Source organism: Caldifarcimen microaerophilum (assembly GCF_055387105.1).
In genome coordinates this window covers 1,321,683-1,341,533 of record NZ_AP038914.1, presented here as the reverse complement: position 1 = coordinate 1,341,533, position 19,851 = coordinate 1,321,683, and the positions used below count along the sequence as shown (strand labels likewise).

The 19,851-nt window shown below is 61.3% G+C and carries 18 protein-coding genes; 10 read left to right on the top strand and 8 right to left on the bottom strand.

The window, feature by feature from the left end; genetic code table 11:
• The first annotated feature begins 1 nt into the window (after position 1).
• The 10 genes from AC6HU3_RS06235 to AC6HU3_RS06190 all read left to right on the top strand — a co-directional run bounded on the left by AC6HU3_RS06235 (position 2) and on the right by AC6HU3_RS06190 (position 12,672).
• The gene (locus tag AC6HU3_RS06235) at positions 2 to 1,222 is read left to right on the top strand and encodes a hypothetical protein (RefSeq protein WP_497472918.1); all 1,221 of its coding nucleotides are present in this window, start codon (positions 2 to 4) and stop codon (positions 1,220 to 1,222) included.
• Positions 1,219 to 2,064, top strand: a complete 846-nt coding sequence (locus tag AC6HU3_RS06230; RefSeq protein WP_497472917.1) for a DUF4097 family beta strand repeat-containing protein — start codon at positions 1,219 to 1,221, stop codon at positions 2,062 to 2,064. Before AC6HU3_RS06235 ends, AC6HU3_RS06230 begins: the two co-directional genes overlap by 4 nt.
• A 16-nt stretch (positions 2,065 to 2,080) precedes the next feature.
• On the top strand, positions 2,081 to 2,689 hold the full coding sequence (locus tag AC6HU3_RS06225; protein WP_497472916.1) for a hypothetical protein: 609 nt from the start codon (positions 2,081 to 2,083) through the stop codon (positions 2,687 to 2,689).
• 147 nt (positions 2,690 to 2,836) lie between these two features.
• Positions 2,837 to 3,559 (top strand): hypothetical protein, encoded by a 723-nt coding sequence (locus AC6HU3_RS06220; protein ID WP_497472915.1) that lies wholly within the window; start codon positions 2,837 to 2,839, stop codon positions 3,557 to 3,559.
• Complete coding sequence (locus tag AC6HU3_RS06215) at positions 3,556 to 4,545, top strand: ABC transporter ATP-binding protein (RefSeq protein ID WP_497472914.1); 990 nt, start codon at positions 3,556 to 3,558, stop codon at positions 4,543 to 4,545. Before AC6HU3_RS06220 ends, AC6HU3_RS06215 begins: the two co-directional genes overlap by 4 nt.
• A complete protein-coding gene (locus tag AC6HU3_RS06210) occupies positions 4,532 to 5,338 on the top strand; it encodes an ABC transporter permease (protein ID WP_497472913.1) in 807 nt (268 codons plus the stop codon). The genes AC6HU3_RS06215 and AC6HU3_RS06210 overlap by 14 nt, the downstream gene beginning before the upstream one ends.
• Position 5,339: 1 nt before the next feature.
• Positions 5,340 to 6,116, top strand: coding sequence for an ABC transporter permease (locus AC6HU3_RS06205; RefSeq protein ID WP_497472912.1), 777 nt, complete (start codon positions 5,340 to 5,342; stop codon positions 6,114 to 6,116).
• Positions 6,117 to 6,212: 96 nt separating this feature from the next.
• A complete protein-coding gene (locus AC6HU3_RS06200; RefSeq protein WP_497472911.1) occupies positions 6,213 to 8,186 on the top strand; it encodes a DOMON domain-containing protein in 1,974 nt (657 codons plus the stop codon).
• A gap of 64 nt (positions 8,187 to 8,250) precedes the next feature.
• On the top strand, positions 8,251 to 9,117 hold the full coding sequence (locus AC6HU3_RS06195) for an ABC transporter ATP-binding protein (protein WP_497472910.1): 867 nt from the start codon (positions 8,251 to 8,253) through the stop codon (positions 9,115 to 9,117).
• A gap of 9 nt (positions 9,118 to 9,126) precedes the next feature.
• Positions 9,127 to 12,672: a hypothetical protein gene (locus tag AC6HU3_RS06190; RefSeq protein ID WP_497472909.1), complete on the top strand. Its 3,546-nt coding sequence runs from the start codon at positions 9,127 to 9,129 to the stop codon at positions 12,670 to 12,672.
• A 173-nt stretch (positions 12,673 to 12,845) separates the two neighbouring features.
• On the opposite strand, the gene AC6HU3_RS06185 is transcribed toward AC6HU3_RS06190, so the two are convergent.
• The 8 genes from AC6HU3_RS06185 to AC6HU3_RS06150 all read right to left on the bottom strand — a co-directional run bounded on the left by AC6HU3_RS06185 (position 12,846) and on the right by AC6HU3_RS06150 (position 19,799).
• Positions 12,846 to 13,523, bottom strand: a complete 678-nt coding sequence (locus tag AC6HU3_RS06185; RefSeq protein ID WP_497472908.1) for an RsmE family RNA methyltransferase — start codon at positions 13,521 to 13,523, stop codon at positions 12,846 to 12,848.
• A 2-nt stretch (positions 13,524 to 13,525) separates the two neighbouring features.
• Positions 13,526 to 14,638, bottom strand: a complete 1,113-nt coding sequence (locus tag AC6HU3_RS06180) for a J domain-containing protein (protein WP_497472907.1) — start codon at positions 14,636 to 14,638, stop codon at positions 13,526 to 13,528.
• A gap of 28 nt (positions 14,639 to 14,666) precedes the next feature.
• Positions 14,667 to 16,559: a molecular chaperone DnaK gene (gene dnaK / locus AC6HU3_RS06175; protein WP_497472906.1), complete on the bottom strand. Its 1,893-nt coding sequence runs from the start codon at positions 16,557 to 16,559 to the stop codon at positions 14,667 to 14,669.
• On the bottom strand, positions 16,552 to 17,076 hold the full coding sequence (locus tag AC6HU3_RS06170) for a nucleotide exchange factor GrpE (RefSeq protein ID WP_497472905.1): 525 nt from the start codon (positions 17,074 to 17,076) through the stop codon (positions 16,552 to 16,554). The genes dnaK and AC6HU3_RS06170 overlap by 8 nt, the downstream gene beginning before the upstream one ends.
• A 91-nt stretch (positions 17,077 to 17,167) precedes the next feature.
• Positions 17,168 to 17,785 (bottom strand): TrmH family RNA methyltransferase, encoded by a 618-nt coding sequence (locus tag AC6HU3_RS06165; protein WP_497472904.1) that lies wholly within the window; start codon positions 17,783 to 17,785, stop codon positions 17,168 to 17,170.
• Positions 17,773 to 18,513: a tRNA (guanosine(37)-N1)-methyltransferase TrmD gene (gene trmD, locus AC6HU3_RS06160; protein ID WP_497472903.1), complete on the bottom strand. Its 741-nt coding sequence runs from the start codon at positions 18,511 to 18,513 to the stop codon at positions 17,773 to 17,775. Before trmD ends, AC6HU3_RS06165 begins: the two co-directional genes overlap by 13 nt.
• Positions 18,503 to 19,453 carry a ketopantoate reductase family protein gene (locus tag AC6HU3_RS06155; protein WP_497472902.1) on the bottom strand — a complete coding sequence of 317 codons (951 nt, stop codon included), beginning with the start codon at positions 19,451 to 19,453 and terminating at the stop codon, positions 18,503 to 18,505. Before AC6HU3_RS06155 ends, trmD begins: the two co-directional genes overlap by 11 nt.
• Before the next feature lie 55 nt (positions 19,454 to 19,508).
• Positions 19,509 to 19,799 carry a hypothetical protein gene (locus tag AC6HU3_RS06150; protein WP_497536325.1) on the bottom strand — a complete coding sequence of 97 codons (291 nt, stop codon included), beginning with the start codon at positions 19,797 to 19,799 and terminating at the stop codon, positions 19,509 to 19,511.
• Positions 19,800 to 19,851: the final 52 nt, after the last annotated feature.

Here is a 19,851-nt window from a genome sequence, read left to right as displayed (position 1 = left end):
CATGATGCGGCGAACAGGGCTGATTGTGCTTTCCGCCCATTTCCTCCTGTCCTGTGTGGCTCTGGGTGTCCCCGAAACCAACACGGAGGTCAAGATCCTCGAACCTCCGGACTCGGCGTGGGTGACCTCTCCCGTGGAGGTCGTGGTCGGGGCAGCGGGCGGACGGGGTGGATGGACACTGGAGTTTCCCCTGTTCATGAAGACCTACTCCATCACCCCCGACACGTTCAATCCCATCCCGGCCGTGCTGTCCGTTGACGGTTCCCTGACGGTTCGCCTTCCCGAAACGGCTTTCGTCCACCATCTCACCCTGGATCTTCCTCCAGGCTGGCATCTCCTTGAAATCCGGGATAACGAAAAAACCCGCAAACACCGGATCCGGGTCACACCTGCAGACGCCTTTCCTGTCCGCTATCACCCGGCTTCCAGCCCCCCTGTTTTCCCCCGTCAGGTTCCTGTGGCGAAGCACAGAGATACTCTGTTATCCAAAAACGGATGGCTCCTCCATCTGGATTTTGTTGAAGCGGATCACCAGTGGAGGGTCTCCGCCGGAGAAGACACCCTGCGCTTTCCCCGGGGAAGCCTTCTCCTGGCAGAATTTCCCGCCGGATACCTCCTGAACTATCCCTGGGACACGTTCAGGGACACCGTGTACTGGATCTGCGCCTCCGGGATTTATCCCTTTTCTCCGCCAGGAGGGTTGTCTGCGGATTTCCTCGTGACCGATCCGCTCCCTTTCACCGCCGGCATCTGCGGGGAACAGGCCATCCTGAGTTTCCCTTCCGTGGATCAGCGCTGGTTTGCCATCCTTTCCGATCAGGGGGTGCGGGAGACCACGTTCACCGTACCCTCCTCCGTGCGCATCCTTCCGGAATGCAGGAGGGGCACGCTCACCTTTCGCAGGGTCGTGCCTCCGCGGCGTTCCACCCTCATGTTTGAAAAAAGCCTGCTGATCCCGGTGAATGAGGAAAGCCTTCTGGTCACGCCCTCCCGGCTCTATGCGGTCACCCCTCAGGGATGGCTTGCCCTTGAACTTCCTGAACTTCCGGAAATCGCCCTGGAATCCTGTTCTTCTCCCCGAAAGTTCTTCCCGCCCTTTTTCTTTATGCCGTTCCTCTGTCACTATACCCCATGGGCTGTTCGCTTCTATCCGGGGCAACCGTATCTCCAGGTCCATCAACGGTTTTACCGTTTTGAACTCCCCACAGGAGGGCTGCCATGATGGGGCTGTTGCTGCTTGCCTGGAGTCAGGTCTTCACTTTCCCCGCCCGGGATGTGGCGCGCCTCCAGGTCATCTGGGCGGTGGGAGACGTGGAGATCCGGCACCGGGAAGACACCCTGATCCGGGTGGAAATTCACAAACCCGACACCCTCCCGGATCGGGTGGTCCTCGGAGAGGACACCATGGCGTACGATGTTCACCTGGAGCAGGAGACCCTCCGGGTGTACATGGAGGGAGCCGAACGGGGATACCGAAGAAAAACGGGGCTCATCGAGGGTCTCCGGATCGCTTTCGGCTGGCTGGGCTGGTTTTTCGGAGGAAAACACCGCCCTCCCCTGAAAGAAACCGACAGCATCCAGGTGGTGATCATCGGACCCGCTCGGCCCTATGACCTCATCCTCCGGGCGGGGGATGCCACCCTGCTGACCCCTGCCTCCGGCCAGACCACGGTGAACATGGGAAATCTTGCAGTAACGGGCGGAGACACCGCCCGGCTGGTGGCCACTGTGAACATGGGGCACGTGGAGGCAACGCGCCTCCGGAAACTCACCCTCACCCTCAACATGGGAGACCTCACCGCACACAACGTCGGAATGCTGGAAGCGAAACTCAACATGGGGGACGTGGATCTGGAAGATATCCTGGAGGCGGACGTGGCGCTGAACATGGGAGACCTCACCGCAACCCGGGTCCAGGACCTTGCCTTTTCCGTAAACATGGGGGACATCCGGGTTCGGGAAGGGAAAAGGGTACGCGGTTCGGTGGATATGGGCGATGTGAAGCTGGTAAGGGTACCCGCAGAGGGCGTGCAGGTGACCGCCCGGATGGGCAAAGTTCCATGAATCAGGAGGAAACGCCATGAAACGTGTGTCTCTCGTGGGCCTGGTGGCCCTCCTCTTCCCCGCCCTTGCCTGCGGGGGAACGGGTGAAACAAGCCGCTCCGGGAAGGAAGAAACCCATCTCACCATTGTGATCGAAGAACCGGACGACACCACCCGCATCCAGATCCCCCTGGCCTGGATGGAAGTGGGCATGGACATCCTGAAGGTCCTCGCGGAAAAAAGCGAAGACACCAGCGCCACCCGCATCAACTGGGACAGCCTGAAGGTCGCCCTCCGATCCTTCCGGGGCGGATTCTTCCGGGTGGAAGGGGATTCTGAACGTGTGCTCATGTATATGGGAACGCCTGAAATGCACTGCCCCTGTCTGGAAATGACCGGAAAGAACGACGGGGAAAACGTTCGACTTCTTGCCAATCTGGATGTGGCCCGAAACGTGCTCAAAAACGGTGAAATCGAAGGACTTTCTCCAGAGGAACGCAACCAACTGCTCAAGTTCCTGGACGATCCCCGCCTGGGCGAAAGCATGGACATCACGAACTCCCAAGGCGACACCATCCATATCCGGATTGTGGACCATCCAGCGAACCGCGGGATGGGACAACGTGTACGGGATCGCCGGCCCTGAAGAATTGCCCCACAGCATTTCCAACGGAAACGCCGTGGAGACCCCGAAAAAGAGGGTTGTGGGAGGTCCTCGTGTGATTCCTGAAGCAATCGCATCGGGTGTCTTCTTCCTGGTGGAAGGGACTGTGACCACACAGGAGGTGCCCCGATGATCTGGATCGCTCTTGCTTTTGCCCTGGCCCTTCTGTCTGCTGGACTTTCGGCTTATGCCCTGTACCGGATCCGTCGTATGCAACACCATCTCACCCTACGGAAGCTGATCCTGGTGGACGAGCACAATATCCCCCGGCTGGTGCTGGCGGCCGGCAGAGAGCTCCCCGGTCCGGTGATCCGGGGAAAGTTCTATCCTGCAGAGATGCGGAGTGGCGGTGGAGACTTCGACCCGGCCGGCTTTCTCTTCCTGAACGAAGAGGGGACGGAACAGGGAGGACTCCTGTGGGGAGGCCGGAAAGAGGGAGAGGACTGGCATCAGTTCTGGCGGTTGAGCGTGGATCCCTACCTCCAGAATGAGGTGCTGATCCTTGGCGTGTCTGAGCTGAACGGCAAACGGTGGGTCCGGTTTGATCTCGTGGATCGTCCGGTGGACCCGGAGGGGTTTGAGGCGCTGATCCAGAAAATGGCGCAGGCGTCCACGCCCGAACAGCGGAAGGCGGTGGAGCAGGAGATCCAGCAAACTTACGGGGATCGCTGGCACGTTCCCCGTCTCACCCTGGCCCGCACCGATCAGGGGGATCTGGTGTTCTCCCTGCACGATCCCGAAGGAACCGAGCGGTTCCGCCTGGAGCTTTCAGGTGACCGCCTGTCGGGATACGTCGTCACGCCCGAGGGGAAAACCCTTCCCCTTCTGGATCGGGAGGAGGGGACACGGTGACACGGTTCCGTTCACACCCACCCATGCCCGCCTTTCAGGAAGCCATGGAACCTGATGTCGCCATCCGGGTGGACAACCTGGTCAAGATCTACCGCCGTCGGAAAAGCCAGGGCTTCTGGAAAGATCTTTTTGCCCCTTCCTACGAGGAAATCTCTGCCCTCCGGGGAATTTCCTTTTCCGTCCGGAAAGGGGAATTTGTCGGCTATATCGGCCTCAACGGCGCCGGGAAAACCACCACCCTGAAAATCCTGAGCGGAGTTCTCCATCCGACCTCCGGAACCGTGCAGGTTCTGGGCTACACTCCCTGGGAACGCCAGCCCGCCTTTCTCCACCGTATCGGGTTTGTCATGGGGAGCCGAAAACAGCTCTGGTGGGACCTTCCCCCAAAAGACGGCTTCGCCCTCCTCAAAGAGATCTATGCCATCCCGGATCAGGCGTTCAACCGGAGAATCCATGAACTGGCCGAACGTCTTCGGGTGAAGGACTTGCTGGATGTACCCCTGCGCAACCTCTCCCTGGGAGAACGGATGAAAATGGAACTGATCGCCGCGCTGATCCACGATCCGGAAGTTGTGTTTCTCGACGAACCGACCATCGGTCTGGATATCCTTGCGCAGCAATCCATCCGGGCGTTCCTTCGGGAATACAATCGAGATCACCGCAAAACCTTCCTCCTCACCACCCACATCCTTGCCGATGTGGAAGCGCTGTGTTCCCGTGTGATTCTTATCCACGAAGGTCAGATCCTGTTCGATGGCGCTCTGATGGATCTGCTCCGACCTTTCCAGAACCTGCGGATCCTCCGCGCACGCCTCATCGTCAGCGGAGAGATTCGCGATGTACGTGTCGAACTCCAGAAGGAAAACATTCAGGCACAGATCGATACGTGGATGAAGGAAGGAACGCTTCTCGAAATTCGGGAAGAAGATCCTGGACTGGATATCGTCCTTCCCCGCTTCTTGCAGGAAAACCATGCTCACCTCTGACCGGTTACGCATACTCCGGGTGGGATGGAAGGTCCTCACCCTCACCATCCGGGACCTCTCCGCTTATCGCGTCCATTTCGCGCTGAGTTTCCTTGTGATTGCCCTCCCCTTCTTCCTGCAAGTTTTTTTCTGGAAAGCGGTGACAGGAAATACAGACACCATCGGTTCCTATCATCTTCCGGAACTGGTCACGTACTACGTTCTTGCCCTTTTTCTCCATGACTTTGCGTTCCCCTCTGTCCGTGCAGAGATCGCCGAGGATATCAAATGGGGAGGGCTTTCTTCCCATCTCCTTCGCCCTTACCCCTACCCTCTGTACGCTTTCTTCTCTCTTCTCGGCGGTCATCTCATCTATCTTATGGTGGTGACCTCCATCACCTTCGCCCTTGTTCTGGGCTTTCGCTCTTACTGGGCACTTTCCTGGAACGGTCTGGTCGGCTTTTTCCTTGTTTTCTTCCCTGCATGGCTTCTGGGCATCACGCTGAGTTTGCTTCTGAGTTTTCTCGCGTTTTTTCTCGAAGATGTGTGGGGACTTCAACGGATCGTGAACCTGGCGGTGCCCCTTCTTTCAGGACTCGTGATACCTCTGGACCTGCTTCCTGCACCCCTCGCGTGGCTTTCAGCCGTTTTCCCTTTTCGCTGGATGGTGTATGATCCCATTCAGGTGGCCCTCGGAAATCGTGCTCCTCAGGAGGTGGGTCTTGTGATCGCCGGATGGCTTGGTCTAAGCGTCCTTCTTGCCTGGATGATATGGCGTAAGGGATTGCGGGTCTATACGGCAACGGGGGGGTGAAATGCGCACACTTCGGGTGGTTGGAAAACACATGGTCCTGAATCTCCGTGCACGGAGCATGTTCCGGGTCAGTTTCGGACTTGGGCTCGCCTCGGACCTTTCCTGGTTGATTGCAAGCCTTGTGTTTTTCCACGCCCTGTTTCAACATGTCCCCACCGTTCGGGGATGGACTTACGCTCAGATCCTGGTCCTTGTGGGCACCCTGCAGATGGTGGAGGGTTTGTATCAGGCGTTCTTCGCCCCCAACCTCCGGTACTTTTCCAGGCATATCCGGGAAGGTTCGCTGGATCGCCTGTTGCTTTACCCGGTGGATCTTCAGGTCATGATCAGTCTCGGCCGATGGTCTTTTGAAGGTATGGTCTCCGCACTGGTGGGATGCCTGCTTGCAGGGTACGCTTTGCCCCGTTCTGCGTGGATCCTGAACTGGAAAAATCTGATGCTTTTTGGCGTGGGGGTGTTTCTCGGGTTGATGATGCGGTATGCCACGGCGCTTTTCGTGGAAAGCCTTGCCCTTCTCTGGGTTCGTGTGGACACGTTGCGATCGCTGGTGGAGAGCTTTTACACGTATGGATCGTATCCTGCTGACATTCTTCCTTCCACGTTCTGGAAAGCCTTTTTCCTGCTGGGCATTCCCCTTCTCTGGCTTGCGAACGTTCCGGTGGAAGCGTTTCACCATCCTGAATACCTGATCTTGCTGTTTCCCTTGCCTTTCGCTTACATATGGGCGAGCCGGATCTGGCTGAAACGCCTGGTGAGACGGTATGAAGGCCCTGGATAACCCATCATCAGCAGACCTGATTTTCTGGAGCACTCCGGTCCCGTTTGTCGTATATTACGCATCTTAGCCAAATCCTTCGCACCCCGGAGGTTCACGATGGTCTGGATGATGGTCCTTGCCCATCTCACCCTCAGGCCGGCGTATCTGGGGGATCCCCGGGAAGTCGCCGAAAAGGGGACCCCGGTGCGTCTGGTCCAGGTCTTCCCCACCCGGGACTCCTTCCCGGAGGACTCCACCGTGGTCCACATCGGGTACACCGCCTCGGAACTGGTGATCCACGCCCGGTGTTATCAGATGAAACCTCCCAATGCCCCTTCCCGCAGGCGGGATGCCCTGGGGATACGGTATGGCAAAGAAGATGTGTTCACGGTGGCCCTGGCGCCGAGCGGGCGGGGCGGAGATCTGTATTTCATCAGCGTGAATCCCCGGGGGGCCTATGCGGACTTTTCCAGCGGTGGCGAATGGGATACGGAGGTCCACGTGGACACCCGGATCCATCCGTGGGGATGGGAGGTGCTGCTGCAGATCCCTTTCCGGAACCTGGCCTATGCCCGCACCGCGTGGGGCGTGGACTTCGCCCGTATCGTGTATGCGAACAGCGCCGTCCAGCTCCTCACGCCCCGGGAGAACTTTGAGGACTTCACGCAGGTTGCGGAAATGGAGATGGACTTCTCCCGGATTCAGCGGCCCTGGACGCTGCATCTCATTGCCATTCCCACCCTTCGTCTGGAGGCGGATACGACGGACCTCCGAAAAAGCCGTTTGCGGGCCGGGCTCACCCTCCGGGCGCGCCGCTCGCAGGAAAGCCTGTTTGAGGGCACGCTGTACCCGGACTTTTCGGAAGTGGACGTGGACATTCAGCAGTTTGACCTCTCGCTCCTTCCTGTCAACTACCCGGAAAAGCGCCCGTTCTTTGTGGAAGGGCGGGCCTTTCTGGACCAGCCCCGGGACCTGGTGCGCACGAGGAACTTCTATCTCCCCGAATGGGGCGCCAAGTTCTACGCCACAACCCCCCGCTCCAGCTTCATCGCCCTGGCCCTTCAAACCAACTTCATCACCGACACCGCCGCATATTACCATGCGGATCTTTTCCGCTACACGTACCGGCCTTCCCCGGCGCTCACGCTGGGCACGTTCGGCGCCGTGAGTGACAACGGGGAGGCCTATGGGGCCGCGGATGTTTCCTGGACCCTCTCCCGATGGAGCCTTTCGGGCAATATGCAGGTGTCCCGACAATTCCTTAGCCGGAGCAACCATGTGAAAGTGGGAGTGTGGCGGAGCGCATTCATGGGTTTCCAGGGCGGGGGCTATGTGGAACTGGTGGATCCCGGGTTTCTCGGGGAACTCAACCGGATCCAATTCTATTTTGACGATATGGTCCGGGGCGATGTCTGGTTCAACCAGACCTGGACGGTGCAGGAACGCCCCCTGTGGCTTGCCAGTCTCAACGGAAGCCTCCGCGGACGCTGGGTGAAGTCCACCGGCCAGGCGCTCTCCCGTCAGGCCTGGATCGGAGGGTTCGCGGGCCCCTATCCCTGGGTGGTGGGCGGCGGCGTGTCGCTGGAAGACCTGGCCTATCTCCGGGAAGGATATGGCCTGTCGGACACGCGCCTTCTCCTTTTCAGCGTATACCTGAACCGGGAGGGAGGCACATGGGACCGGGTGCAGGTGCAGTATGACTTCGGGCGGTATGGCGGGAAGGCGGCCTACAATGCCGCGTTTTCCCTGGGAAGAAGCCTGCCCTACGGGCTCAATGCGGGCCTTGAGGCCTTCCGGGTGTGGCTGCCCGCGGTGGGCCAGAATCCCCTGGTGGTTCAGCTGTACGGGGAGTGGGCCCTTTCGCCCCGGTTGTTTGTGAAACCCTATCTGGCCTGGGAGCGAACCTGCCGGGACGGGCGTCTGGTGTGTGAAGGTGCAGGAGAGGACGGATGGAACCTGAACCTGGTGGTGGCGTGGGAGCCGGCGTACCTTTCCGGGGTGTATCTGGCGGTGAACCGGACGCTCCGAGGACGTTCCCACACCGGGCGGGCGGTGTTCAAAATCCAGTGGGGAATTCAGACGGGATGGTGAAGGGGACTCTACGGGAGGAAGGGCGTACAATAGGCGGAAAGGATAATCCAACAAGGAGATCAGGATGCTCACTGTGGAAAACGTGTCCAAAACCTATCCCGGCGGGGTGCAGGCCCTCCGGGACGTGTCGCTGGAGATCCGGCCCGGCGTCTTTGGCCTTCTGGGACCCAACGGGGCCGGGAAAACCACCCTGATGCGCATTGTCTCCACCCTTCTGGAGCCCGACACCGGGCGGGTGCTCTACGACGGGATGGACGTCCACCAGGACCCCCGGGAACTCCGCAAACGCCTGGGGTATCTCCCTCAGGACTTCGGCCTCTATGACCACATGCCCGCGGAGGCCTTCCTGAAACACTACGCAGAACTCAAGGGATACACCGGAAAGGCGCGGGACGAAGCGGTTCAGAACCTCCTCCACCTGGTGCGGTTGTGGGAAGCGCGGAAGCGCAAACTGGGGGCGTTTTCCGGCGGGATGCGCCGCCGGTTCGGCATCGCCATGGCCCTCCTGGGGAACCCCGACCTCCTGATCGTGGACGAACCCACCGCCGGCCTAGACCCGGAAGAACGCCGGCGGTTCCTCCGGATCCTGAGCGAAATCGCCGAAAACCGTGTGGTGATTCTCTCCACCCACATCGTGGCGGATGTGGAAGAGATGTGCCAGGAGGTGGCCATCCTCCACGAAGGTCAGGTGGTGGCCCGGAGTGCTCCGGATGACCTCACCCGCCCCCTTTCGGGGAACGTCTTCCGGAAAGTGGTCCGCAAAGAGGAGATCCCGGATCTCGCTTCCCGCTTTCGCCTCCTCAACGTCCGGATCCGCCGGGGTTTGTTTGAGGCGGTGGTGTACAGCGAGCAGCCCCCGGAAGGTTTTGAACCCGTCCAGCCCACCCTGGAAGAGGCGTATTTCTTCCACACCGGCTTCACCTACGCATAGGAGGGCCCCATGGATCTGGTGCGGATGATCCGGGCGGAACTCGCCTACTGGCGATATACCCGCGCCCTGTTTTTCCAGATGTTCGTGTTCTTCCTCGTGGGGTTCCTGGTGAGTGCCTCCGAGGCCATCCGGATTGCCGGTGAAGCCACCTCCGTGTTCAAAAACAGCCCCGTGGCCGTTCTGCAGGCAGGGCTGGCCGGTCTCCTCTTTTCCCTCTTTGCCACCAGCCTGTTTTTCGGGCGATCCGCCGCCCGGGCTTTTGAGGAGGGATTTGCGGACTGGGAGTTTTCCCTTCCCGTATCCCCCCGGGCCTTTTTCTGGGGGCGTTTTGCCGGAGCCTTTCTCCTCTCCCTCCTGGTGGTTCTCATGCTTCCCGTGGGGATCGAGGTGGGCGCACGGATGCCCTGGGTGGACCCGGACAAGGTGGGACCCTTCCGCCCGGATGCCTATCTGGAACTCGTGGTTGCCTTCCTTCTCCCCGGACTCCTCTCCACGGGTTCCCTGCTCTTTGCCCTTGCCTTCTGGAAACGGAGCCACCGGGCGGCCATCGCGGGGGGCGTGGGGATGTTTTTCCTGTTCATGACGAGCAGCCTCATCCTCTCCAATCTGGAACTGGAACACCTGGCCTTCTGGACGGAGCCCTTCGGCTTTTCCTACGTGGGATTGGTCACCCGGTACTGGACCCCCCACGAACTCAACACCCGGCTTCTTCCCCTTTCGGTGCCGTATCTTTTCTCCCGTGTCCTGTGGGTGGCCCTTCCCCTGGTGGTGCTTTTCTGGCTCTCCCTCCGGTTCCGGATGAGGCTCCTCCCCGAACGCACCCGGGAAGGACAAGAGGCGCTTCCTGACGCGGTCGCATTGGAGGCTCCCTCGTCCCTTCCCCCGGCCCCTCAGGCGGTGTCATCCCTCCATCCTTTCCTGGCGGAGTTTCGCCTTTCCCTCCGGCTTCTTCTCTCTTCGTGGGTGCTCCGGGTGCTCACCCTCCTGTTCGTGGGCGCCACTCTCATCAACTTCCTGTTCTTTTTTGTGATCGGGCGGGGGGCCTATACCCAGCTGGAGATTCCCACCACCGCGGGCATCCTGAACCTGATGAGCGGGAACGCCCTGATTCTGGTGGTGATCCTCCTTGCGGTGTTCACTGGCGAACTCCTCCAGTCTGAACGGGAACGGGGGCTCCTGGAGTGGACCTCCCTCACCCTGGCCCATCCCCTTTCCATCCCCGCCCGTTTTGCGGCCATCTTCACAGCCCTGACCCTGATTCTGCTTCTCTTTGCCGGACTGGGCATCCTGGCCCAGCTGGGGCTCCGCACCCCCCTCCATCTTTCCCTTTATGCCGGATGGGTGGGGATGATGCTGGCTGCACCGATTTTCCCCTATCTCGCCCTGGCCACCTTTCTCCACACCCTGATCCCCCGGAAGTTTCTGGCCCACATGGTGTTTCTCGGGTTCTTTCTTTTCGTGATGTTTGCGGACAGCTTCCGGATCGAACAGGATCTTTTCCAGTTTGGCTTCGTTCCCTTCGGCCCCTTTGGCGAACTTTCCGATCTCGCAGGCTTCGGCCCCTATGTCCCCCAGAGTCCGGTCTGGTGGGTTCTGTGGGGTCTTGCCGGAGGGGTGCTTCTCTGGATTGCCCATACCCTGAACGCCACGCCCCCTCTGGAAGGGTGGTGGCAACGCCTTCAAACCTGGCCGTTCCGGATTCGCCGGCTCGACGGGGTGGGGATGGGGGTGTTGGGGGGTGCGTTTCTTGTCCTGTTTGTGGGGATGTACCGTGAACTGTATGTGAAACGGCCTTTCCGGAACCGGGGAACCCGGCAAAAGGAAGCGGCGGCCTATGAAAAGCGATACAAACATCTGGAACTCGCTCCCGTGCCCCGGCTTGCCCATCTGGAGGCGACGGTGGACCTTTTTCCGTCCTGGAAGGGGTATGAGGCCCGCGTTCGGGCGGTGTATGTCAACCGGGATACTCTCCCGGTGGACAGCCTCCTGGTGGAACGTCCCGAGAGCCCGCCTTTTCGCGTTCGTCGTCTTGAACTCTCCAGAGCGTATCAGGTTGTGGACTCGGGCGTGATGCCCCGTGTGGAACTCTGGCGCCTCACCCCGCCCCTCCAGCCCGGCGAAACGCTGGTGGTGGAAGCAACCTACGCCTGCCGGCCGCCCCTGATCACCGAGGACGATCCGTATGCCTGCGAGGTCACCCCCCGGGGGAGCCTGGTGCACGTGGGACCCCTTCTCTTTTTCGGGTATGACAACGGACATGAGCTCGGGTCACGAAGACTCCGGAAGAAACACGGCCTTCCGCCGGAGCCGGTGGAAATCCCTCCCGACGCCCCCCGGGCGGACTTTCTCGGCCTCCCCCGCTTCACCTTTCACACGGTGGTCTCCCTGCCGGAGGACGATCCCCAGGAGGTGGTCACCGGGGGTGAACGTGTCCGGACCTGGGAGGAAGGGGGACGGCGGTTCGTGGAATTCCGCGGGGATCATCCGGCCATGTGGGGGATCGGGAACCTTACCTTTGCCATCGCGCCCTACCGGGTGTTCCGGGACACCGCGGACGGGGTGGTGCTGGAGCTCTTCGCCCATCCCGACCATCTCTGGAACGTGGACACCATTCTCGCGGGCGCAAAGGCTTCCCTCCGGTATCACCGGTCCCATTATGGAGCCTATCCCCATCCGGTCCTGCGGATTGCAGAGTTCCCGTCCATCTTCGGAGATTACGCCCAGAGTCTGGCCTCCTTCATCCCTTATGGCGAGAGCATGGGCTTCCTCTCCCGCCTGCGCCCCGGCCGGATTCCCTTTCCGGTGTTCGTGATCGCCCATGAGGTGGGGCACCAGTGGTGGGCTCACCAGGTCATCCCCGCCATGGTTCTGGGAGCCCACTTCATCACGGAAAGTTTCAGCGAATACGTGGCCATCCGGGTGATGGAGGAAGGCCGTCCCCCACAGGTTCGGTCCATGTTTCTCAAGCACGAACTGGACCGGTATCTCCGCGCCCGGCGAATGGCCGTTCGGGAAGAACGCCCCATCGTGTTTTCCACAGACCCCGCGGTGTATTACCGGAAGGGTTCGGTGATCACCTATGCGACGGCGGACCTTCTGGGGCACGAAAGGTACGCCGGGATTCTCCGGGATCTTCTCGCGGCTTTCCCCGATCCCCCGCCCCATCCGTCGGTGCTGGATTATCTCGATGTTCTCTATGCCCGCACACCGGATTCCCTTCGTCCGGTCATCCAGGACTGGCACGAGAAAGTGGTGATCGATGACCTGGTGCTCCGGGAGGCGGTCCGCGCCGGGGACACCGTGGTCCTCACGGTGGATGCCCGGAAGTCGGTGGTGGAAGGGGATTCCGAACGGGCGGTGGCCTTTCATGAACCGGTGGACGTGGGACTGTTTTCCGGTGACAGCCTGGTTGCGGTGCGCCGAATTTGGATTCGTGATGGCACCCATGCGTACGCTCTTCCGTCGGTACCGGAAGGCGTCGAGCGGGTGGAGGTGGATCCTTTCTTTGAGCGCATCAACCGTCGGTGGAAAGAACGGGGAGCGGTAATACGTTGAAAGCCTGGCTTCGCCGGCTGAAATGGGTCCGACAGCTTTCCCGGGTGGTGTTCCCGGACACCCCCCGGACTGTGCAGGTCAGGGCAGGACGGTTTCGTTTTCCCATGGTGCTCATTCCCCGGAAACACCAGGCAATGATGCTGGGGGAATATGAACAACCTGTGGCAGGCGCTTCAGCCGTAGATCAGCCGCCACGCCCCCACCACGGCGGCGGTTTCCGCCCGGAGAACCGTGGGGCCAAGGGAAAGAAAAACAGCGCCGTGTGCCCGGAGGCGGGCGAGCTCCTCCGGGGTGAAGCCTCCCTCCGGTCCCACCACCACCCAGACCGGACTCCCGGGAAAGGCAAGGGCGGGATCCCCTTCCTGATCCAGCACGATCACGGGAACTTCACCGGCTGCCTCGAGAAAATCGTGGAAAGAAACGGGCCCTTCCAGAACGGGGGGAAGGGCGCGCCCGCACTGCTTCACCGCCTCCCAGGCCACCCGCTCCAGACGCCGGAGGGGAAGGTTCCGCTCCGTACTCCGGGCAAAGTGGAGAAACCGGATGCGGGAGACACCGACCTCGGTGGCTTTTTCCACAAGAAATCGCATCCGTTCCGGCCGGAGGACGCTCACCGCAAGCCTGACGTCACGGGGGATCGCCGGCACGGGCGCGGGGGCGAGCATCTCCAGACGGGCGATGCGCTTCTTTCGATCCACCGAAAGGATGCGGGCGATGAAGGCCCCGCCTTTCCCATCCAGCACCCGGATCTCATCCCCCTCCCCAAACCGGTCCACTCGGATGGCGTGGTGGAATTCCTCTCCTTCCAGCCACCCGGTGGAACCCTCCACCCGCGCGAGAAAGGTCCGCACCTTCAGGATGAAAGTTCGTTGCGAAGTTCTTCAAGGAGTTTCCGGGCCTTCCGGCTCACTTTCTCCGGCACCCGGACCTTCACCTGCACAAAGAGGTCCCCTTTTCGCCCGCCCCGCACCAGACCTTCCCCGGGGATACGGAGGATTTCGTGGGAGGGTGTGCCCGCAGGCACCCTGAGCTCCACCGTCTTCCCCCAGGGCGTGGTGAGGGGGACGCTCCCTCCCAGGACCAGGGTCGGATAGTCCACCTCCAGGGTGGTGTACACATCCAGCCCTTCCCGCTGCCATCCGGGTTCGGGCCGGGTGCGAACCACGATCTTCAGATCCCCCGGGGATCCTTCCGGACTTTCGTTGCCCCTCCCCCGGAAGGTGAACACCTCGCCGTCCGCCACGCCTGGCGGGATCTCCACCACCACCTCTTCCCGCTTCCGAACCCGCCCTTCCCCGTGACAGACCGGACACACGTCTTTCGTCCGCCGGCCTGTGCCTCCGCAGGAGGGACAGGGGGTGACCTGGACGAAGGTGCCGAAGAAACTCCGGCTCATCCGCTGGACCTGTCCCCGTCCCCCGCAGGTGGTGCAGGTCTCCACCTTCAGGGCACCCCGGCCCCCGCACCGCTCACACCGCACAAGCCTTGTGTATTCCACCTTTTTGCGGGCGCCACGGTACACTTCCGCAAGGGAGAGGGGGATCTCAAACACGAGATCCTCCCCCCGGCGAACCCGGCCCCCCCGCCGGCTGTGGACACGTCCACCGGAGAAGGGATTGAATCCGAAGAACTCCTCAAAGATCCGCTCAAAGCCTCCCCCGAAAATGTCCCTCAGATCGTCGAAGTGGGTGAAGTCCTGCCAGGAGAAGTCCCCCCCAGAGAAGGTCTGGGACACCCCGGCATGGCCGAACTGATCGTACAGCCGGCGCTTCTCCGGATCGGACAGGACCTCATAGGCTTCGGAGATTTCCTTGAACTTTTCTTCGGCTTCGGCCCGCTGCTCGGGGGGCACCCGGTCGGGATGATACTTGATGGCAAGACGACGATAGGCCCGCTTGATTTCCTCGGGCGTGGCATCCCGGGAAACGCCGAGCACCTCATAATAATCCCGTTTCACGGTCCTCATGCTCCTTCACCGGGTGCCCCCACCTCTCTCATGCATCACTCACCCGAAAGTCATCGCCCCCGTCCTTCGGTCCCTGGGTTCCGGTCTGGGCCCCGGTCTGGGCACCTTCACCCGCCTGATAGAGTTTCGCCGCCACTTCACCCCAAACCTTTTCCAGGGCTTCTTTCTTCTCCCGGATGGCCTCCAGCTCGTCTTTCTGGAGTGCCTCTTTCAGGGCCTTCAGGGCCTCCTCCACCCGTGTCCGGTCAGCCGGATCCACCTTGTCTCCGAACTCTTTCAGGGCTTTTTCCACACTGTAGGCCAGGGCATCGGCCTGGTTACGCTGCTCGATGAGCTCTTTCCGCCGGCGGTCTTCCTCGGCGTGGGCCTCCGCCTCCTTGATCATCCGCTCGATTTCCTCCTCGGAAAGACCGGTTCGGGCCTCGATCCGGATGGACGCCTCCTTGCCCGTGGCTTTGTCCTTGGCGGAAACGTGGAGGATCCCGTTCGCGTCCACGTCAAAGGTCACTTCGATCTGGGGCACACCCCGGGGAGCGGGCGGAATCCCTTCCAGGTTGAACTCTCCGAGCAGCCGGTTTTCCTTCGCGATGGGCCGCTCCCCCTGATACACCCGGATGGTCACCACCGTCTGGTTGTCCTCCGCCGTGGTGTACACCTTGGTCTTCCGGGTGGGGATGGTGGTGTTCCGGGGGATCACCACGTCAAACACGCCGCCCAGGGTTTCCACGCCGAGGGAAAGGGGCACCACATCCAGAAGCACGATGTCCCGATCCCGATATTCGCCGCCCAGGATGGCCGCCTGAATGGCCGCGCCGATGGCCACCACCTCATCCGGGTTGATCCCCTTGTGGGGCTCCTTGCCGAAGAACTCCCGGACCATCTGCTGCACGAGGGGCATCCGGGTCTGTCCTCCCACCAGGATCACCTCGTCAATATCGGCCGGCGAAAGTTTCGCATCCTCCAGGGCTTTCCGGCAGATCTGGATGGTCCGCTCCACGAGATCCCGGGCCATGGCTTCCAGACGGGCTCGGGTGAGGGTTTTCTCCAGGTGAAGGGGACCGTTGGGTCCGGATGCGATGAAGGGCAGGGAGATGGTGGTTTCCGTCCGGATGGAGAGTTCTTTCTTCGCCTGTTCCGCTGCCTCTTTGAGCCGCTGGAGGGCTGCCTTGTCCTGGGAGAGATCCACACCCGTCTCGTTTTTAAACTCCTCGATCAGCCAGTCCACGATCCGCTCGTCGATGTTGTCCCCCCCGAGATGGGTATCCCCGTTGGTGGCCTTCACGTCAAACACACCCTGATCCAGTTCCAGGATGGAGATGTCAAAGGTCCCGCCTCCCAGGTCATACACCGCCACCCGGATGGTCCGATCGGTTTTGTCCAGTCCATAAGCCAGAGCGGCCGCCGTGGGTTCCGGAAACACCCGCAGAACTTCCAGCCCTGCGATGCGTCCCGCGTCCTTGGTGGCCTGGCGCTGGGCATCGTTGAAATAGGCGGGAACCGTGATCACCGCCTTGGTCACCGGCTCCCCCAGATACTCTTCCGCCGCCTTTTTGAGATACATCAGAATGCGGGCCGAGATTTCCTCGGGTGTGAGGGTTTTGCCCAGGGCGGGCACCTCCACCTCCACCCGGTCGTTCTTCCCGCACACCACCCTGTAGGGAACCCGCTTGCGTTCGTCCTCCACCTCATCGCATCGCCGACCGATGAAGCGCTTGATGCTGTAAATGGTGTTTTCGGGGTTGAGCATCCGCTGCCGCTTGGCCTGACTTCCCACGAGCACTTCGTTTTCCTTGAAAGCCACCACGGAAGGGGTGATGCGTTCCCCTTCCAGGTTGGGAATCACCACCGGATCCTTCCCCATCACCACCGCCACCACCGAGTTGGTGGTGCCAAGGTCAATGCCGATAATCTTTTCAGCCATGTTGATCACCTCCTTCTTGTCTTCGATTCACCCGAACCCGCGCCGGACGGAGGAGTTTCCCTTTCAGGCGATAGCCCGGCTGGAGCACCTCCACCACGGCGCCATCGGGAAGATCCTCCCGGTTCACCACATCCAGCGCCTCATGGACGGAGGGGTCAAAGGTCCCTTCCCCATCCACCCGTTCCAGGCCCTCCCGGAGGAGAAGGTCCCGGAGCTGACGGTAGATCATCTCCACACCTTTCCGGATGGCCTCCACGTCCGAGGCCTGTTCCATGGCTCGCAGGGCCTGCTCAAAGTGGTCCAGCACCACCAGGAGATCCCGGATCAGGCGTTCGTTCGCCGTGTCCACGGCGAGTTTCCACCGCTGTTCCTGGGCCTTGCGGTAGTTGTCAAAATCCGCAAGCACCCGGAGATACCGGTCTTTCCAGGACTCCATCTCCTCCCGGAGTTTCTCGTTTTCCTCTTTCAGCATGGCATTCTCTTCCTTGATTCGCTGGGTCCAGTGCTTTCGGGCCATCGCCACCCTCCCGTCTCACGGATCAGGGAATGGACGACCGGGGAGGCCCGGTCAATGTCAGATTTTATTATAATTGGCGTGAAAAGTTATGTCAAGATTGCCGGAGGCGGTGCTCCTGGATACGGCGTTCCAGCGTCCAGCGGTGGAAGAGGGCTTCCTCCTCCTCCGGGGTGAGCTGGGGGGTGGCATACATGCCCCGGGCCTCCCGCTGACGAAAGGCTTCATACAGCACCAGGGCGGTGGCCACCGACACGTTGAGGCTCCGGGCCATGCCCACCATAGGAATCCACAGGGTCTCATCCGCCAGCGCGGCCACCTCAGGGGACACCCCCTCGTGTTCGTTGCCCACCACGATCACGGTCGGACCGGTGTAATCCACCTCCCGGTAATCCCGGGCGTTTCCGTCCACCCGGGTGACCAGGATCCGGAACCCCTCCCCACGCAACCGCTGGAGAGCCACCACCGGATCCTCCTCCCGATGAAGAACCAGCCAGTGGTGGGTCCCCTGAGTGATCCGGGGATGGATGGGGAGGTCCCTTCCCCGGGAATAGACAAAATGAACGTGAAGCACCCCCACCGCATCGCACGTACGCAGAATCGCACTGAAGTTGTGCTCGTTTACCACCTCCTCCATGAACACCCGGAGGGTGGGCTGCCGGCGGGCCAGCACCTCTCGAATGCGTTCCTCACGGGACTTCAGAACGACCATCCTTCCTCCCGGGCGATCTCCCGGATCAACGCCCGATCTTCCTCGGTGAGGGGAATCTTTCGCAGAAGATCCAGGCGCCGGTGAAGGGTTTTGCGGAGGGCCTCTTTGCGGAGAAACCGGCGTATGGCCGCGTGATTTCCACTCTGGAGCACCTCGGGCACACCCATGCCCTCAAACTCCGGTGGTCGGGTGAACACCGGACCGGCCAGAAGACCACCCACCGTATCCGTGAAGGAATCCCGTTCCCGGGAGGCCTCATCGCCCACCGCCCCCGGAAGGAGGCGGGCCACCGCGTCCAGAAGCACCAGCGCCGCGGGTTCGCCCCCCGAAAGGATATAGTCCCCGATGGAGATTTCCAGATCCACATAGGCCTCCACCACCCGGGCATCCAGGCCGAGATACCGGCCCGCAATCAGCACCAGATGGTCCTCCCGGGCCAGCCCTTCCACCCGTTTCTGGCACAGGGGCACACCCTGCGGCGAGAGATAGATCACCCGTCCCCCCGGAGGGAGTTTCCGGAGGATCCGGACAATGGGTTCCGGTCGCATCACCATCCCGGCGCCACCGCCATAGGGAACGTCATCCACCGCTTTGGGATGATCCGCATAATGGGCCGGATCGTGGAGAAACACCTGAAGGACCCCGGCTTCCTGCGCTTTCCGGAGGGGACCGATGCGCAGGGGAACGTGGAAATATTCCGGAAAAAGGGTCAGGATATCAACGCGCATGCACCCCCTCCACCTGCTGCCACACCTGGAGGCCTTCCAGGAGGCGCTGGAGGGTTTCGTGCCTCACCAGATGAACCCCCTTCCGGGCGGCTTCGTCCAGGAGAACCCCGGTGATCCACGGGCTTTCGGTGGGCCGCCCGAACTGGAGGTCCTGAAACATGGACGAACGGTTCTCTCCCGTTTCGGAGAGGAGGTTCAGAAGGTCTTCCCACAGGGTGTGTTCATCCCACTCCGGAAGGAGACGGGAGGCCACCACCGGATGGGCCTCCCGGAGAAGATCCCGGGCGAGCTCCCGGAGATCGGGAACGTCCACCAGCCCCCGGTTGGGCACCCGGGCCAGGGCGGTCACGGGATTCACCACCGCGTTGAGGAGGAGCTTGCGCCAGAGGTGGGGCCACACATCCCGGACCAGGATGGTGGGAAAACCCGCCTCCTGCAGGATCCGCGCCCAGAACCCTGCGCCTTCGGTTCCCGCATCCGGCGTGTAGGGTCCGAGATAGGTCGTGCCGGTGGCCGTCTGCCGGACGGTGTTGGGGAGCACCCGATAGGCGGCGATGCTGGTGGCGGCCAGGGAGAACCGCTCGGCCTCCAGCCGTTCCAGCAACCCGGTCCAGTGATGGAGACCGTTCTGGAGGGACAGCCAGGGCAGGTCCATCATCCAGTCCGGAGCGGTTTCGGCCACCCGTGCGGTGTCATACGCCTTCACCGCCAGCACCACCCCATCGATCTGGAGGGGTTCCGCATCCGGAAGGGGCATCACCCGGGGATGAAGGTGGAGCTGCCGGTGGTCCACGATCAGGCGGAGGCCTTCCCGTTCGATATCCCGGGCGCGTCGTTTATTCCGGGTGAAAAACACCACCTCCACCCCACCTTCTGCAAGGTGGAGGCCCACCGTAACCCCGATGGCTCCTGTGCCGATGATCCCAATCCGTTCCGCCATGACAGGGCTATTATATGAAATTCCCGGGGTTGTTTCAATGGAAGGGGCCTGAAGTTCACCCATGAGTTCGGACACCTGGGTAGATGGATTGGATGAACGTGTGGTGGACACGTTGAATCAAGGATCTCCATTCTTTGAGCGGCAATCGCCATTTCTTCTCAAGCAGGATAAAAGGTCCGGAAAAGCGTTCCCATCTTGCAGAGCCTGTACGACGGAGAAGTTCCTGACGCACCTCTCCTCCAAGAAGCAGCACAATGCCGTAGACCAGGAGCATAAATCCTACCAGCTTTTCCATCACCGCTTGTTTCTTGCTCATCACATCTCCCAACCCCAGCAGGCTTTTCATGTCCCAAAACGTCCTCAATCTCCATCCGCCTGCGGTACAACCGCAGCGCTTC